Raw genomic sequence first — 17282 nt, 5'->3', positions numbered from 1 at the left:
CTTTCAGGAGATCTTGGGTGTTTTTTAAAAACACCATAAATAATGAAAAAGCCACTATTAAGTGTTGTAAGACAAAACACAAAACTGCTTCATTCAATTATATTTTTCACCTGCTGGTCGCAATTGCACGCCCATGCAAACTCTTTATTTCTCCATAAGGATAGTAATGTTATACCTATTATGGAGGTTTCATCTTCTTCAGGAGAGAGAGATGAAAATATAGAACCAGAAAAAGAGAAAAGGATCTCTGAAGTTTCCGAGTCGAGAGATGAAAATAAGGCGGAAAATAATACCCAATCAAATACAATAACACCAGCTATCACTGCGTCGCAGCGAAATACTGTACATCCGGGAGTATACGGAAAGACAAGATATTACCTTTCGGATATTAAAGAAGGGACCATCGGAACCGATGCAGACCACCCGATAGATCAGGTATATGATAATATCTTCAATGTCTCGCTTGATGAAAAAATCAATCCGGCTTATCAATACACTTTAGAGTATGACTTATATGGAGCAAAGAGCTATAAGGAAATAAGTAAAGTTATAAATGATGAGCTGGCCGTAGAGGGAAATATTCTTCAGAAAAATGAAGGATGGGTACATCAGTCGGAGCCGATTGCAGTAAGTTCTGTTAACCAGGGAAGAAATACGATCATATTTACGATACCGTATCTTTCAAAATATAGCTATAAAGTCAGAAATATTCAGATAGGCGTTTCCGAGAAAAAACAGAATTTAGAAAAGATAAATGAAAAATATAATGCAGCCACTATTTCAAAGTTTGTAACTCATATTGGTAATGCAGAAAAAATAAACTTAGGTTCTGCGGAACTTGCTATCCCTCAGGGTGTGTTGAGGAATTCAGAAAATTTCTCAATTACTGCCCTTAGAGATATAGATATGCCTGCTTTATCACCGGAAATGGTGAATGTGACGTCACAAAATGCGGGATATCGTTTTCTTCCTCACGGAGAGCATTTTTCAGCTCCGGCAAAAGTGTCTATAGGGTATGATAAAAGTAAAATCCCAACCGGATACACGGAGCAGGACATCAGAACCTATTACTTTAATAAAAAGGAAAAGAAATGGGTTGCTTTAGATAAAGATACATTGAATCATCAGCAGAATGTTTTAGTTTCAAAGACAACTCACTTTACGGATATGGTCAACGGAATCTTAAAGGTTCCGGAATCTCCTGAAACAGGAAGCTATGCCCCCAATTCCATTAAGGATATAAAAGCAGCGAATCCTTCCGAAGGAATAGTAAGCATTGCACCTCCTAGTCCAAACAGTATGGGAAGCGTAACAACGAACTTTCCCATTAAGCTTCCGGCAGGAAGAGCCGGAATGCAGCCCTCACTCAATGTAAGCTACAGTAGTGAAGGCGGAAATGGCTGGATGGGAATGGGATGGGATATGTCGATACCGGCTGTTACCATTGACACCAGATGGGGAGTTCCAAGATATGATGGCGGAATGGAAACGGAAATTTATTCGTTGGGTGGAGAGCAATTAACCTTTGAAGTAAGTCCGGGTGTTTTTGTAATGCCCAACAGAAATGAAGGTTTTGAAAAAGCAAGACAGGCCGATAGACAGTTTTACCCTAGAATTGAAGGAGCCTATAATCGAATCATAAGAAAAGGAAGTAATCCGACAAATTATGTGTGGGTGATAACTTCAAAAGATGGAACGACATCTTATTTTGGAGGGGATGAAACGGGAGTGCAGGATAATGCGGTTCTTAAAGATGCTAATGGAAATATTGGATATTGGGCTTTGTATAAAACGGTAGATGCCAATAAAAACTATGTAAAGTATTTATATGATAACACTGCTTATCAGGGAACTACAGGTAATGGAGGACAACAGATTTATCCAAAAGAGATTAACTATACACTGCATGAAACGAGTAATCCACCACAGAGTTATAAGGTAACATTCAATACGGATACCAACAGAAGTGATGTACAAATTGATGGAAGGTTAGGTTTCTTAACAGTCATTTCAAAAAGACTTACCGGAGTTGCTGTTTCATATAGCGGGAGCAATATAAGATCTTACCAGTTCTCCTATACCGAAGGGGCATTTAAAAAGCAGCTATTAACAGCTATAAAAGAATTAGACGCTAACGGAGCCGAATTTTATACCAATAAAATAGAATACGAAAATGCACCATCTAATATTTTTGGACCTGCTCAGAGTTGGTCTGTTCAGGATAATGCCAATGTATCTGGAAGCGGGTATTCTATGCTATCTGGAAGCTCTGGAGAATCTTTAGGGACAAACTTTGGGATCAGCATAGGAATGTATACTATACCTAATCTTCCTACTGCCGACCAATCACTTTTTTCCTTCAGGAAAGGAACATTTGGAGCCCACGGATCGGTAAGCAATAATAAATCAAATATAAAAATTACTCTTATTGATATTGACGGAGATAATCTTCCGGACAGAGTGTATGAAAGTGGGGGAGTTGTTTATTTTTCAAAAAATTTGTCGGTTCCTGGAGGGCAACAAAAATTTGGTACTTCTGTTGCGGTTTCTGGAAATACTTCAGAAATAGGTAAAACTAAAGTATCTGCTTGGGGAGTAGGAATTGATGGCAACTTCAGCAATGTAAGCCTTGGATTTGATTATTCTAATTCCACCTCAACAACCACTTCCTATTTCATGGATTTCAATAGTGACGGTTTGGTTGATTTTGTAAAGGATGGGAAAGTATTTTTTAATAGAATTGTAAATGGAATTCCAAACTTCTATCCGGATAGTGCGGGTTCTCCATCACCTATAAATATTACGGCTTCCTCTTCACAGCAGTCATTGTTTGATTCACAGGATCAGGCTGAAAAGAAAATGATGCTGGAACAGAATCCGCTTCATGATATTGTGAGAGCATGGGTAGCCCCTAAAACAGGAACAATAACTGTGAAAAACAGTTTCAATCTTAATCAGATCACTTGTCCTAATAGTGAGGATTGCTCAAAAGCAGATGGTGTCGCTGTTTCTTTCCAGTACAAGAATAATGATCCAATTGTAGATAATATTAATGCAGGCGATTTTGCAATGCATTCTTTTGCGGATCAGGTTATTAATATTAATAAAGGAGAAAAATTATATTTTAGAATCACCTCTAAATACGACGGCGTTTTAGATCAGGTAACATGGAATCCTGAAATTACATATTCCGTACCAAGTTCGCCTGCTGTTGACAGTGATAATAAAGACTTGACAGTATATAAAGCACAAGAAGATTTTGTAAACTCTAATGCTAGTCCCTATTATGTGGCAGAGTCCGGAACTTTGAATTTATATTTAAATAAACCGATTGCATTGTCTGATAATGCTGATATAACCTTGAAAGTTAATGACATTATTATTCCGTTGCCTCAGATAGCATCTACCTCTACTTATAACAATGGCCTTATAGGTTCATCCATAAACCTTAATGCAAATGATAAGGTTACGGTTAAAGTTTCTACAGACACTCAAATTGATTGGTCTAAATTTAAGCTGATCCCCGAATTCACGGGAGCATCAGGCGAGAAAACATATGTGCAGGTAGAATACACAATGTATAATGACAGAGGAAACTTCTTTATATATCCGGCTAACTCATCTGATATCGGAAAGAAGATATCTGTGAAGGCTTCTGCATTGCCAAACTTCAACAACAAAAACGGCACAATTGTTATTTCGGCGAAAACCAAAAATAAACTGTTAACAAAAACAAAGTATCAGGTCATAAACGGAAATAATACCGTGATTACAACTTTTGGAGCGCCATATACATTGACGTCTAATGATGTTGCTGCCGGAAATAATCAGATTTATTTGGAAGCAACTGTAAGCAGTGATGATAAAGACTTCATAAATAATATCACAAGTATTAGTGGGGTCTTATTTAATAATGAGCTTAACTATATCAATACACCAAACAATTTATCTCTACAGCTGCCTAATGCTAATAATACTTCTCATAGTGACGGGACGATAGTAGTTGGGCAAAGCACAACATTATATTTTTCAATAGGCAATTATGCCGCTAACACATCGGCAATACTTACTATTATAGATACAGCAACGGGTAATGCAGTTAGTTTTCCAAATGGAACATTATCCGGACAGCCAGGGATGGCTACTTCAACATATGCTAATCTATCGCCTGGAGTGTATGATTATATTCTGAATTTTTACCAAGGGTCAAGTTCTAATGCCTATACTCAAATTTCTATTTCTAATGGGGGTAGTGAAACGACAATGACAAGTTTCACAAATACACCACCGCATAAACCCATATTGACACCACAGAATCCAACTATTGCTCTAAATTCAGATCAATATGACTCAAGATTTGGAATTTTATATCGTGGATGGGGTGGGTTTATTCTTAACGGGAATAATCTTGCAAAGAATAGTATTCAGGAAGCTTACAGCTTAGATCATAACTATGCCAACAAAGGGACAGTTGCAGAGATGAAGGTGGATGAAACCCGTTTAGCACTTAGCAATGCCTATGGGTCTGATCCCGGAACCAATCCGCCGGTTAATGTTCCAACGGTTGATGCAAATGGAAATGTAACAATTCCGGATAATAATAGTTCATTATCAAAGAACTATTTCATAATGACTAACTCTAACATCAATAATTCTGATAAAGGAAGATTATTAGATGTTGATCCTACTATTTATATAGCACAAAATGTAACTAATGCTTCACGTCTTGGAGTTCACAGTATAGATGCTAATTTTGATAATTACTCTTTAGGACAAGTTTCCGGAGATCAGCTGAATGCACCTTCTATCAAGATGAAAAATCAGAGTGTAAGTGTTGCCGGAGGAGTGAGCTTAGGAGGTGTCGTTGGGATCAATGCTTCTCATACTCTATTTTCGCAAGGACAGTCTGTAAGGAATGTGTTAGATTATAATGGAGATGGTTTTCCTGACGATTTTAATAAGAAAGATATAAAACTTACCTCTCCGATAGGAGCACCGTCTAATTCCGGGCTAGATTTCCTGAATATTAATCACTCTCAGTCTATTTCATCTGCATCTACAGAAGGCCTTTCCACAGGATATTCATTCTCTCATGGAGAATCTTCGAGAATGGCATTTATAAGAACAGCAGGGAGTAAGAACAAAGACAGATTCAATAATGTTGAAAAAGCAATCAGCAGTTCTCATGAAAGTCAGAAAGGATCGACAAGGCTTTCCATAAGCGGTAATGCTGAACAGTCTAACGAAAGATCTGAAAAAACCTTTTTAGATATTAATGGTGATGGGCTACCGGATCTATATGATAACGGAAGCTTTAGCTTAAGTGTTGGTAGAAAGGATTTTGCCAATAATGCATCATGGAATACAGGAGAAGCATCAAAAGGGACAGCATTTACTACAGGTGTAGGAGGTGGCATCTCTTTATTCTGGGGAAGTTTTGAAGGGGGAGTTAATACCACAAATACGGAAAGTGATACGAAAGAAGAGCTTATTGATATCAATGGAGACGGGCTTCCTGATAAAGCCGTTTACTCAGGATCAACAGCTAAAGTATATATCAATAACGGAAAAGGGATCGAAAACAGCCCACTCTCTGACATCACAGGCTCTTCCAATTTCCATACAGATCAATCTAAGAGTATTGGGGGAAATGTAGGAGCAACAATCCTTATTCCGATTCCAACGAACCCAACGGCGACAACCGGACTGAAGTTAAATATTTCACTGGGAGTATCTGCGGGTAAATCGACGAGCAAAACAAAATCTACACTCAAAGACATGAATGGAGATGGCTATCCTGATTTTGTAACCTCTGATGATGAGAATAATATAATGGTAAGTCTTAACCAGATAGGAACAACAAATTTACTTAAAAAAGTGACCACACCAATGGGAGGTTCATGGGAAGTTACCTATGAAAGATTGGGGAATACCTATGATATGCCTCAAAGCAAATATGTATTGAAAAGCGTAATTACCAATGATGGATTTACAGGAGATAATGCATTTAGTCCTGATGTTTCTAAAATTACAGTGGATTATAAAGTACCATATTATAGCAGAAGAGAAAGGTTATTTTATGGATTTAAGAATCTTACGATTAATCAAATAGATACTAAACAAGGTGGGGCAGCTTCTAATATTGTTTATAGAAAAACAGAACAATTATATAATAACAAAAATTATTATTTAAAAGGAAACTTGCTCATTGAGACACTTTATGATGCCCAAAATAAAATTTGGAATTTAAAAGAGAATACCTATTCATTAAAGTATATAAATAATACAAATTCTCCTTTCCCTTATAAAGAAACAGAGAATGAAAAAACATATCAAAACTATGCGGCTTTTGTAGCGCCAGAATACGTAATAAATACTTTTTATCAGGATGGGCTAGCGGGTAAATATACATCAACATTATTTAAAAAATATGACCAATGGGGAAATGTAATTGAGGTAGAAGACTCAGGGGATCCAGACATTGGTGCATCAGAAGTATTAAATAGTATTGTAGCCTATACTTTAGTGAATCCAGCTGCGTATATTATTATGCCGACTTCTGTAAAAAATACGGCACAAGGTGTTACCAGAGAGAAAAGAGCAGAATATAATGCGAACGGTGATCTTACGAAAATGATTGTTAGGAATTCAGGAGTTGATTATTCAGGCTATGATTTTGAATACGATACTTATGGTAATATTACTAAATCGACTGGTCCTGCAAACTATAACAACCAAAGGTTCTTCAATCAGTATACCTATGACGATAATGTAAAAACATATCCGGTAAAAGTTCAGGATGTATTTGGATATAGCAGCAAAACCCAATACGACTTCCGTTTCGGATTGCCAACGCTTACTGAAGACATGAACCTTCAGCCAATGAAGTTTGTCTATGATGCCAAAGCAAGAACAACGGAAATTGTAGGTCCGTACGAGATGTTTAACAATATTCCGTGGACAATCAAGTTTGAGTATAGTCCAATTACCAATGCTCCACAGAACGCTTCCAATGCACAGTCTTATGCACTGACGAAGCACTACGATCCGGAATATACAGACAGTACCATTAATACCATTACCATTGCTGATGGTTTCGGTGCGGCCATTCAGGTAAAGAAAACAGGGGATATTCATAATGAAGGAGTAAAATATATTGTTGCCGGAAAAGTAGAGCAGGATGCTTTTGGAAGAGCACTGAAAACATATTATCCTACGACTGAAAGCGTAGGAGCAAGTAATACCCAGTATAACGCCTCAGTGGATAATATTGAGCCTACAATAAATCAATATGATGTATTAGACAGAGTAGTTTATACCAAGCTGCCTGGAGAGAACTTGTTCTCAACCATTACGTATGGCTTCGGAACAGATGTTCAGGGAAGAAATATGTTCCAGACAATTTTCAAAGATGAATTGGGAAGTGTTAAGAAAACGTATACGGATATTAAAGGAAGGACAACTTCTGTACACGAAGTTTCCAATACCGGAGATATTAAAACCCAGTTTACTCATGATGCGATCGGAGAGATTTTACAGGTAAAAGATGTTCAGAATAATATTACTACGTCTGTGTATGATGATTTGGGAAGAAGAACTTCTTACACCCATCCGGATAGCGGCGTTACCACCTACAAGTATGACAAGGCAAGTAATATGACTTCTAAAACCAATTCGGCTAATGAAGTGGTAGAATATCAGTATGATTATACAAGATTGAAAGCCGTTAATTATCCGGTATATCCTGAGAACAATGTAAAATATTATTACGGAAATGCACTGGATGCTTCAGCGATGGATAATAATGCGGTAGGAAAATTATGGTATCAGACCGATGCTACCGGAACCCAATACCTGAAGTATGGAAGATTAGGAGAGTTAACGTATCAAAGAAGATCGGTGGCAGTTCCCGGAGCAGGAGTCTATTGGTTCGGAACAGAATGGAAGTATGATACCTGGAACCGTGTGAAATCTATTATCTATCCGGATGGGGAAATTGTAAATTATAAATACAACAGAGCAGGTAACCTAAATAATGTTTCTTCTGACAAAGATGGAAATCATTATAAAATGATCAATGGAGTTGGCTATGATAAATTTGAGCAAAGAGTTTACCTGGCGAACGGAAACGGAACGGAAACTACCTATGAGTATGAAACCAACCGCAGAAGGCTCCTTAAAATGTATGCGAAAAACAGCAGCAGGTATTTCATGCAGAATACCTATCAGTATGATGTAGTTTCCAATGTAATGCAGGTTCATAATAATGCGCCGATTGTTAACGGATTATTAGGAGGTGGGACAAATCATGCCTTTGGATACGATGACCTTTACCGCCTTACATCTGCTTCAGGAAACTGGAGAGGAATCAATACCCAGGCACAGGAAGAACGTCACCGCTATACGGTTACCATGACTTATGATAATATGCACAATATCATGAGCAAAACGCAGAAGCACGAATGGACTACCGGAGCAACCAATAATAACTGGACGGCTCTGGAGCCAACTTCGTACAGGTTGAACTATAAATATGAAGATGCTGCACATCCACATGCCCCTTCTACTATTATTGATGAGCCTAACTTAGTGCCTTCCTCTACATGCTGTAATCCAAATGATCCGGGAGTAAAGTTCCAGCAATATTCCTATGATCAGAAAGGAAATCCTTTGGGAATAATACAGGAAACCTGTGGATTTGATGAACAAAAGACAGTGTATCAATGGGATGAGGAAAACCGCTTACGTTTTGTAGATACCAACCCTTCTACTCCTGAAGTGGATGGCGCAGCGATCTATACCTACGATGCAGGAGGAGAAAGAATTATAAAAGACGTATTACAATCCGGAATTTTGGCAAGAACGGCAGCTGATCCGTCTCTTGCAGGTCCACCACCGCCACAATATTTCGGAACCACTCATAATACAGGACTATATCCCAATGGATTATTAACGTTAAATTTCTCATATGATGATAACGGAACCGTTACAGAACCACGTTACACCAAACATTATTATGCAGGAAGTCAGAGAATAGTAAGTAAAATCGGAACCAGCCAGAATATCGGAATCTTCGATTGTAATTGGTTGATCATTCCGTTAGGAGGAACCACCCCGCCTATAAACCCGGTAAATGTTTCTAATGCTATTCTGCAAACAGCGACCCAAAGCAGCCTTAATGTAATGCAGGTAAACAGTATTACCCCGCCACCTAATTACGGGCAAAATGCAGGCTATAATGGAAATTGTGTGAATAATTATACAGGACCAAAAGAAGAACAGATCTACTGGTTCCACCCGGATCATTTAGGTTCCAGCAGCTATATCACAGGAGCAGATGGTGAAGTAACCCAGAATATAGAATACTTCCCAAGTGGCGAGGTTTTTGTAGAGAATCATAATAAGGCGAGTAATAACAGTCCGTATAAGTTTAATGCTAAAGAACTTGATGCCGAAACAGGGTACTACTATTATGGAGCAAGATATTATAATCCAAGAGTTTCTCTTTGGTTGAATGTGGATCCGTTGGCGGAGAAATTTGCAGGACGTTCCCCATATGAGTATACATTTAGTAATTCTATTAAGTTTATAGATCCATTGGGATTAGAAGGCAAAGGAGTTATAGAGGTGAAAAATGGTAAAGAAACAAAAATAAGCAATGTTGGAGATGACATAGGGGTAGACTTTTTAATTTATAAAGATGGGAAAAACCAAGGGAAGGTCGGAGTTAGGGATCAAAAAACAGGAAAAATTAATTTAAATTTTAATCCTGGTATAAATTTAAATGTTGCTAAAAGAGGAAACTCTGTAGATTGGGAAACAATTACGGATGAATTTTTTAATGGGACAGGTCCTACACGATCATTGTTTTCAGGTAATCATCCAGCTATTCAAGAACTTTCTTCTGATGAGTCTAATTTTGCTTATGAAGCTAGATCCAATTTTATGGAAAAAGGAGGTAATTTTGGAGGTGTTTATATTGATTATACTCCAATTGTTTGGAATCTTGAGTCTGGGCATAGAATGTGGGAGCAAATGATGGGATCTACAGGAGTAGAATGGTATCGTTTAGGAGATAATATTTTATATATCATGACTGATCAAAAAAATAAAAAATCTTGGTATCTTCATTTGCCAGTTAAGAATGTTGAGAGGACAAAAAGTAGAAACGGATCTTGGACATATCCTGAAAAATCTACTACTCATCAGCTTTATATGTGGATGGAACCGGTCAGCGTAACAGAAAAAAAATATAAAACTCGTGGAAGGAGCAATCGTTAAAAGAATGTTTTTTTTAGGACTTATATCTATCATACTCGTGAGCTGTGAGTATAAGGTCGGTATAAATGGAACTTATGTAGGAAATTTTGAAAAGTTGAAAGACACTATTAAAATTGTTGATTCGTCATATACGAGAACAGTATATAATGAATATAATAAATTAATATTTAAGCAGTCAGGAAAGGCAGATTATTCTAGGAAGCATAATAATGTTTGTTTTTATGGATTAAATTATGTGGTTAAAAATTCAAACGAACAACTCTCTAATGTGGATAAAAGTGGAAGTATAACAATGGCTAAAGAGGGTTTTTTAACTATTAGGTTAAGAAATTCTGATGATATCTATTATGAAAAAATAAAATAACTCTTTACTATTTTTAAACCTACATAGTTATGATCCCCCCGCTGCGCAAAGTCTGAGACTTTGAGCCGTAAGTACAGAAAGCGCTAACAGTAAAAGGTTAGCGTTTTTTTACTAAAGAGTAGCTACATTTTTCTGAAAGAATTCTTTAAATTTTACCTTTACAAAAAAGAAGAGCTGTTCTTTTATTACAGGTTTAGATGGTGAAGTAACACAGAATATAGAATATTTCCCAAGTGGTGAGGTGTTTGTAGAGAATCATTATAATCCAAGAGTTTCTCTTTGGTTGAATGTAGATCCACTGGCAGATTATAATCCTTTACACAATGATGAACATTATATAGATGGTGATCATAATGAGGATGTCTACAATTCAGGAAATAATAATCCATATATTTATACATATCAAAATCCAATCATTTTTGTTGATCCTAACGGAAAGCAGTCAAATAATAGCAACAACAATAATAATCATATCCATAGGACTTATACAATGATAGTTATATAAAGATGTGGGAAAAGTCAAACAACAGGAGTATGACAGCTGATGAAAAAATAACACTTAAAGCTGGATGTATTGGGATAAAGGCTTTAAATGTTGGAATAACTGGAAAATTAACATTCCCCGGAAATGTACCTCCAAGAGGACCAGCATACTCTACCTTGAAAAGGGCTCAGTAAGCGGCGAAAATTAGAGAAGATGATATAAAGAAAAACCCATCAAAGTATCCAAAAGGAGCTCATGTTGTTATTTTTTCTATGAGGTTTTGGTCAGGAAATCGGCTGACTTTCAACCGGATCAATTTGGTAGAATTGATTTAACAAATTATAAATATGTAGCAAGAACAGGATTTACAAATTTTGATTTCGGAATGCATGATAAAAAATCTAATGTATGGTGGCATGCAAATCATTGTGAAGGATGTTGGAGGTAAACCAATGGAGGTATACGAAAGTGATTTGCGCTATTATTCAAGACCCTTGCTTGATTTCAATAGACAAGTATTCATTCCGGCGGTTACCACAGTGAATGTACCCTCTAGTGGTAATAATTCTTCTTCAACAAACAAAAAGACAAAACCATGAATATTAATATTATGAATTTTAAAGGTTTTAAATGGGTAGTAATCTTAAGTATACTAGTTATGAATCTTAACTTTTGTCAAAAATGCAATAAAGTTACCATAAAAGGAATTACAGGAAATGTAAAACTAGGAGCAGTTGTGGAAACAGAAAACGATGAAATCTACTATATTGAAGGATTGAGTGATTGGGGGAAAAACGTCGGAAGAAAAATTGTAATATCAGGATGTTTAAAAAAAATTAAACATATTGATAAGAAGGAAAATGACAATCAAATAATTCAAACTGTTGATAATGGCGTTTGGATTGAAAAACGAATTCGAAATCCAAAATGGAAGTTTATGGATAAGTAATTTATAAAAAACCACTGCATTTGCAGTGGTTTTTTATAATATGATGGCAGTATTTTACCCCTTCACAATATTCAAAATCACCTCCACAGCCTTCTCCATACTCTCCAACGCCACATACTCATAAGGTCCGTGAAAATTAATCCCTCCTGCAAAAATATTCGGACAAGGCAATCCCATATAAGATAACTGTGCTCCGTCCGTTCCCCCTCGGATCGCTTTTATTTTAGCTTCAATACCCGCTTCTTTCATTGCTTGTGCAGCAAGATCAATGATGTGCATTTTACCTTCAAACTGCTGCTTCATGTTACGGTATTGCTCTTTAATTTCAATTTCTGCGGTTCCTTCCCCATGTTTTTGGTTGAATTCAGCAATTTTTTCTTCCATGAATTTCTTTCTTGCCTCATATTTTTCAGCATCATGATCACGGATAATGTATTGAAGCTTGGCTTCAGAAATATCAGCGTTGATATCCATTAAATGATAAAAACCGTCAAATCCTTTTGTCGTGGCTGGTGTTTCATTAGCAGGAAGCATTTGGGCAAATTCGGCAGCTAAAAGAGCCGCATTCACCATTTTTCCATAAGCATAACCAGGGTGTACACTTAATCCATGGATTTTCACTACTGCCCCTGCAGCGTTGAAGTTTTCATATTCCAATTCCCCAACTTCACCACCATCCAATGTATAAGCAAACTCAGCCCCAAACTTAGCAACATCAAATTTATGCGCCCCTCTTCCGATTTCCTCATCCGGCGTAAATCCTACAGCAATTCTACCGTGTTTAATTTCAGGATGGGCAATAAGATATTCGGCAGCCGTTACAATTTCTGCACAACCAGCTTTATCATCTGCACCTAGAAGTGTATTTCCGTCAGTAGTAATTAAAGTCTGACCGATATATTTCTTCAGGCTTTCAAACTTTGAAGGAGACAAAGTGAATCCTGTCGCCTGATTTAAAATCAAATCATTTCCGGCATAATTCTCCCAAACCTGAGGGTTTACATTTTCCCCGCTGAAATCCGGAGATGTATCATAATGAGAAATGAACCCAATGGTAGGTCTGTCATTATTTTCCAGGTTAGAAGGAACATAACCCATGATATAACCGTTCTCATCAATCGAAACATTTTCCAAACCGATTGTTTTTAATTCTTCGGTAATATATTTAGCAATATCCCACTGTTGAGGGGTGGATGGTGTAGCCTCACTTTCGGCATCACTCGTTGAATAGATTTTTACATAATTAAGAAAACGGTTCAATAACTTTTCTCTCCACAATGTGTTGAATTCTATAGTGCTCATTAGATAATATAAATTTTAACAAAGGTAACGATTTTGAGGGTCAGTCTCTATTATCGGCTTTTGGATATTTAATCATTGATAGGATGAATCGTGTATAAATGTTTGAAAACCAAAATAATATTAACTTCGTGTGATCCTTATATCGAATGGTTTAGTTTTATTATATTTGAGAAAATCAAAAAGTAGAAATGTTTCTTACCGAATGTCCTCGAGACGCCATGCAAGGTTGGGGAGAGTTTATCCCGACACAAAAAAAAATAGATTATATCAACTCTTTAATGGAAGTTGGGTTTGATGTTTTGGACTGCCTGAGTTTTGTTTCACCGAAAGCAATTCCGCAAATGGCTGATTCTGCTGAAGTTGCTGAAAGTATAGATAAATCTTTATCCAACACCAAAGTTTCTGCAATTATAGGAAATTACAGAGGAGCGGAAAAAGCATTAGCTCATCAGTCGGTAGATATTTTAGGATTTCCATTTTCAATTTCTGAAACTTTTCAACACAGAAATACGAATAAAAGTCAGGAAGAAGCATTTAATGAAATTGTTAAAATGCTTGAGCTGACGAAAAAAGAGAATAGAGAACTCAACATTTATTTTTCAATGGCATTTGGAAATCCTTACGGCGAAATGTGGAAATGGGAAGATGTGGATTTCTGGGCACAAAGGTTTTCGGAAATTGGAATTAAAAACATCTTACTTTCTGATACAACGGGAGTTGCCACTCCGGAAACCATCTCTCTTTTGTTTGAAAAGATACCGGCGAAATATCCGGAGATCAATTTCGGCGGGCATTTTCATAACCGTTATGAAGATTCCTACTCAAAATTAAAAGCAGCTTATGATAAAGGTTGCAGAAGATTCGACAGTGCCATAAAAGGAATCGGCGGATGCCCAATGGCAAAAGATGATCTGGTTGGAAATATGCCTACAGAGCAGGTGATTAACTTCATGAGTGTAGAGAAAATTGATCATACCCTGAATCTCCTGAACTTTGAAAGCTCTTATAACAAGGCAAAAGATATTTTTCATTTTTAAAAATCAATAGAGACGGGCTTTAGCCCGTCTTATATATTGGCAAGGACACATTGGCTTTAGCCAAAACTTATTTTTTTAATTAAACCAAAATCAGTAAAATGTCTCCAATTATTTCTCCTTCCGAATTAAAAGAAATTTTCCAAAACGGAAACCTTATTATCCTTGATGCAAGAACAGGAAAAGATATGCATCAAACATATCTGGATAAACATATCAAAGGAGCCAGATTCATTGATTTGGACAAGGATATGGCAGAAATTGGAGAAAATGCAGCTTTTGGAGGAAGACATCCGCTTCCTGATATCGAAAAATTTAGTGAAACTCTTTCAAAGTTGGGAATTTCGGAAAAGTCACATATTATAGTCTATGATGATAAAAGTGGCTCCAATGCAGCAGCAAGGGCATGGTGGATGCTAAAAGCTTTTGGTTTTGAAAATGTTCAGGTATTAAACGGAGGAATACAGGCTGCAGAGAAAGCGGGGGTAGAGTTTTCACTGGGAGAAGAATCTTTTAATAGAACTCCAATAATTAAAAAAGAAAATTGGCTTCTTCCTGTATCAAGCCTGGAAGATGTTGAAAGTGAACTGATAAACCATTCTTCTGCTGTAATTGACGTCAGAGATGCTTATCGTTATAAAGGAGAATCAGAACCGATAGATTTGGTGGCGGGACATATTCCGGGAGCCATTAATATTCCTTTTTCAGAAAATCTTGATGAAAACGGAAACTTCTTGTCACCTGAAGCATTAAAAGAAAAATATCAAAAATTGTTAGAGAATAAGCCTGGAAAACTGATCATTCATTGTGGATCGGGAGTGACGGCCTGTCATACCATTCTGGCTTTGGATTATGCTGGTTTCCAGATTCCTAACCTGTATGTGGGTTCCTGGAGTGAGTGGAGCAGAAGAGATAAAGAAATAGCAAAAGATATCTAAAAAACAAAAACCGCAGAAAGTTCTGCGGTTTTATATTGTATTAAAGCATTCCGAGTTCAAACTTCGCTTCTTCACTCATCATATCCTTATTCCAGCTTGGTTCGAATGTAAGCTCTAAATCCACACTTTTCACATGCTCTACCTCCGAAACCTTATCTTTCACTTCCTGTGGAAGAGTTTCTGCAACAGGGCAGTTCGGGGTAGTAAGTGTCATGATAATTTTTACATCGCCTTCATCGGAGATCTGTACATCATAAACCAGTCCTAACTCATAAATATCCACCGGGATTTCAGGGTCATACACAGATTTAAGTACCTTTATGATATCTTCTCCGATATCAGCAATCTGATCGTCTGTAAATTTCATTTTTTAATCTAAATTGATATACCTTTTCAATAAATCTTCCTGACGCATACGCCGGAAAATATTTGCCAAAGTTAAGACATCTTTTTCACAATAGTCAACAATTCTTTGCAAGTCTTTTTCTATGTAGTAAATTGATGAAACCATTGAGCCGTCTATATCATCTTTAGGGGTAGGAATTCCAAAAACGTGGGCAAGGAGTTCCAGGGAGACAAAACTTTTATAATCTCCGAATTTCCAAAGCTCCATCGTATCGATATGAGGAATTTCCCAGGGCTTTTTGCCAAACATTTGAAAAGGAACCGGAGGTTGCATCCCATTGATCAGAAATCGTCTTGCTATCCAGGGGAAATCGAATTCTTTTCCATTATGGGCACAAAGAATGACATCCCGGAGTCTGGGGCTGTTAAAAATTTCACCAAATTCCTGAAGCATTTTCTTTTCATCGTGGCCTGCAAAACTTTTGATCCTTAACGTTTCATTTTTTTCTAGCATTCCGATGGTAATACAGATGATCTTTCCAAATTCCGCCATAATTCCGGCTCTTTCCGAATAAAAGTCTTCTGCGGTAATTTCTTCTTTTCTTTGGAATCTTGTTTTTTTGTCCCACAATTTTTGGTCGGTTTCCGAAAGGTCTTCCCACAAGGCTGCGCCTGGAACTGTTTCAATGTCAAGGAATAAAATTTTTTCCAGAGGAATGTGCTGTATCATTTTTTTTGTTTTTTTAAGATTGAAAGGGATGGCATAATATATGAACTATCAAAGCGTTTAATATAGACAAAATATATTTTATGAAGAAGCTATTAATTCTAGGAAGCAGTATTTGCTTGCTTTTCATGGGGTCATGTGATGATGATTCTGATGGAAATGATACTGCTACAGTCAATGTGAGGCTTACAGACGGCCCCGCAGCGTATGATGCCGTTAATGTCGATATTCAAAGAATCGAAATTAACAGTAATGGACAGTGGGTCCCATTGAATTTCCCAAGTCCCGGAGTGTATAATCTTCTTAATTTTAAAAACGGAACCGATGTCGTTTTGGGACAGGCCGTACTTCCGACCGGAGATGTTTCTCAGATGAGAATGGTGCTTGGGCCTAATAACACCTTGGTTGTCAATGGTGTGACTTATCCTTTGCAGACTCCTTCTGCACAACAGAGCGGTCTTAAATTTAACTGGCATCAGACTTTAGCCGCCAATGGAGCTTATACCGTATGGATAGACTTCGATGCGGGAAGATCTGTGGTAACTACCGGAAACGGGTCTTATATCTTAAAACCTGTGATCAGGACTTTTTCGGAGCTGACAAACGGACAGATAAAAGGATATGTACAGCCTGCCGCAGCTGATGCAGTAGTACACGCTATTGTGGCTTCGGACACTATTGCCACTGCCATACCAAACCCGGACGGTTTCTTTATGTTTTCCGGTTTAGCCCAGGGTGCCTATACTGTATCATATGATGCAGATGACAGTACCGGGTATAATGATGAAAATACAGGTAACGTATCGGTAACATTCGGACAGATCACCAATCTAGGAACTAAAACGCTACAACAGTAGG

At 37.2% G+C, this 17282-nt stretch carries 10 protein-coding genes; 7 read left to right on the top strand and 3 right to left on the bottom strand.

Annotated elements, in window-relative coordinates; genetic code table 11:
- Nucleotides 1–42: 42 nt before the first annotated feature.
- From BCF58_RS14340 to BCF58_RS14320, 4 genes are all read left to right on the top strand, one after another.
- Nucleotides 43–10281 (top strand): SpvB/TcaC N-terminal domain-containing protein, encoded by a 10239-nt coding sequence (locus BCF58_RS14340; protein ID WP_121462498.1) that lies wholly within the window; start codon nt 43–45, stop codon nt 10279–10281.
- Nucleotides 10262–10645, top strand: a complete 384-nt coding sequence (locus BCF58_RS14335; protein ID WP_147462066.1) for a hypothetical protein — start codon at nt 10262–10264, stop codon at nt 10643–10645. The genes BCF58_RS14340 and BCF58_RS14335 overlap by 20 nt, the downstream gene beginning before the upstream one ends.
- Before the next feature lie 534 nt (nt 10646–11179).
- Entirely contained in the window at nt 11180–11323 is a 144-nt protein-coding gene (locus BCF58_RS17470) for a hypothetical protein (RefSeq protein ID WP_170149031.1), read from the top strand.
- A gap of 401 nt (nt 11324–11724) precedes the next feature.
- On the top strand, nt 11725–12078 hold the full coding sequence (locus BCF58_RS14320) for a hypothetical protein (protein WP_121462494.1): 354 nt from the start codon (nt 11725–11727) through the stop codon (nt 12076–12078).
- 54 nt (nt 12079–12132) lie between these two features.
- Here BCF58_RS14320 and pepT read toward each other — a convergent pair whose 3' ends face one another.
- Nucleotides 12133–13380: a peptidase T gene (pepT, locus tag BCF58_RS14315; RefSeq protein ID WP_121462493.1), complete on the bottom strand. Its 1248-nt coding sequence runs from the start codon at nt 13378–13380 to the stop codon at nt 12133–12135.
- Between the two features lie 188 nt (nt 13381–13568).
- Here pepT and BCF58_RS14310 point away from each other — a divergent pair, with 188 nt between their 5' ends.
- Together BCF58_RS14310 and BCF58_RS14305 are read left to right on the top strand one after the other, a co-directional pair.
- The gene (locus BCF58_RS14310) at nt 13569–14417 is read left to right on the top strand and encodes a hydroxymethylglutaryl-CoA lyase (RefSeq protein WP_121462492.1); all 849 of its coding nucleotides are present in this window, start codon (nt 13569–13571) and stop codon (nt 14415–14417) included.
- Nucleotides 14418–14515: 98 nt separating this feature from the next.
- Nucleotides 14516–15352, top strand: coding sequence for a sulfurtransferase (locus BCF58_RS14305; protein WP_121462491.1), 837 nt, complete (start codon nt 14516–14518; stop codon nt 15350–15352).
- 40 nt (nt 15353–15392) lie between these two features.
- Here BCF58_RS14305 and BCF58_RS14300 read toward each other — a convergent pair whose 3' ends face one another.
- Nucleotides 15393–15719 carry an SUF system Fe-S cluster assembly protein gene (locus BCF58_RS14300; protein WP_121462490.1) on the bottom strand — a complete coding sequence of 109 codons (327 nt, stop codon included), beginning with the start codon at nt 15717–15719 and terminating at the stop codon, nt 15393–15395.
- Between the two features lie 3 nt (nt 15720–15722).
- Complete coding sequence (locus BCF58_RS14295) at nt 15723–16427, bottom strand: 3'-5' exonuclease (protein ID WP_121462489.1); 705 nt, start codon at nt 16425–16427, stop codon at nt 15723–15725.
- An 80-nt stretch (nt 16428–16507) separates the two neighbouring features.
- Here BCF58_RS14295 and BCF58_RS14290 point away from each other — a divergent pair, with 80 nt between their 5' ends.
- Nucleotides 16508–17281: a DUF4382 domain-containing protein gene (locus tag BCF58_RS14290; RefSeq protein ID WP_121462488.1), complete on the top strand. Its 774-nt coding sequence runs from the start codon at nt 16508–16510 to the stop codon at nt 17279–17281.
- The last annotated feature ends 1 nt before the right edge of the window (nt 17282 follow it).

This window comes from Chryseobacterium defluvii (assembly GCF_003634775.1).
Taxonomy (GTDB): domain Bacteria; phylum Bacteroidota; class Bacteroidia; order Flavobacteriales; family Weeksellaceae; genus Chryseobacterium; species Chryseobacterium defluvii.
The sequence above is the reverse complement of the archived record's forward strand: the minus strand, read 5'-3'. Positions and strand labels throughout refer to the sequence as shown.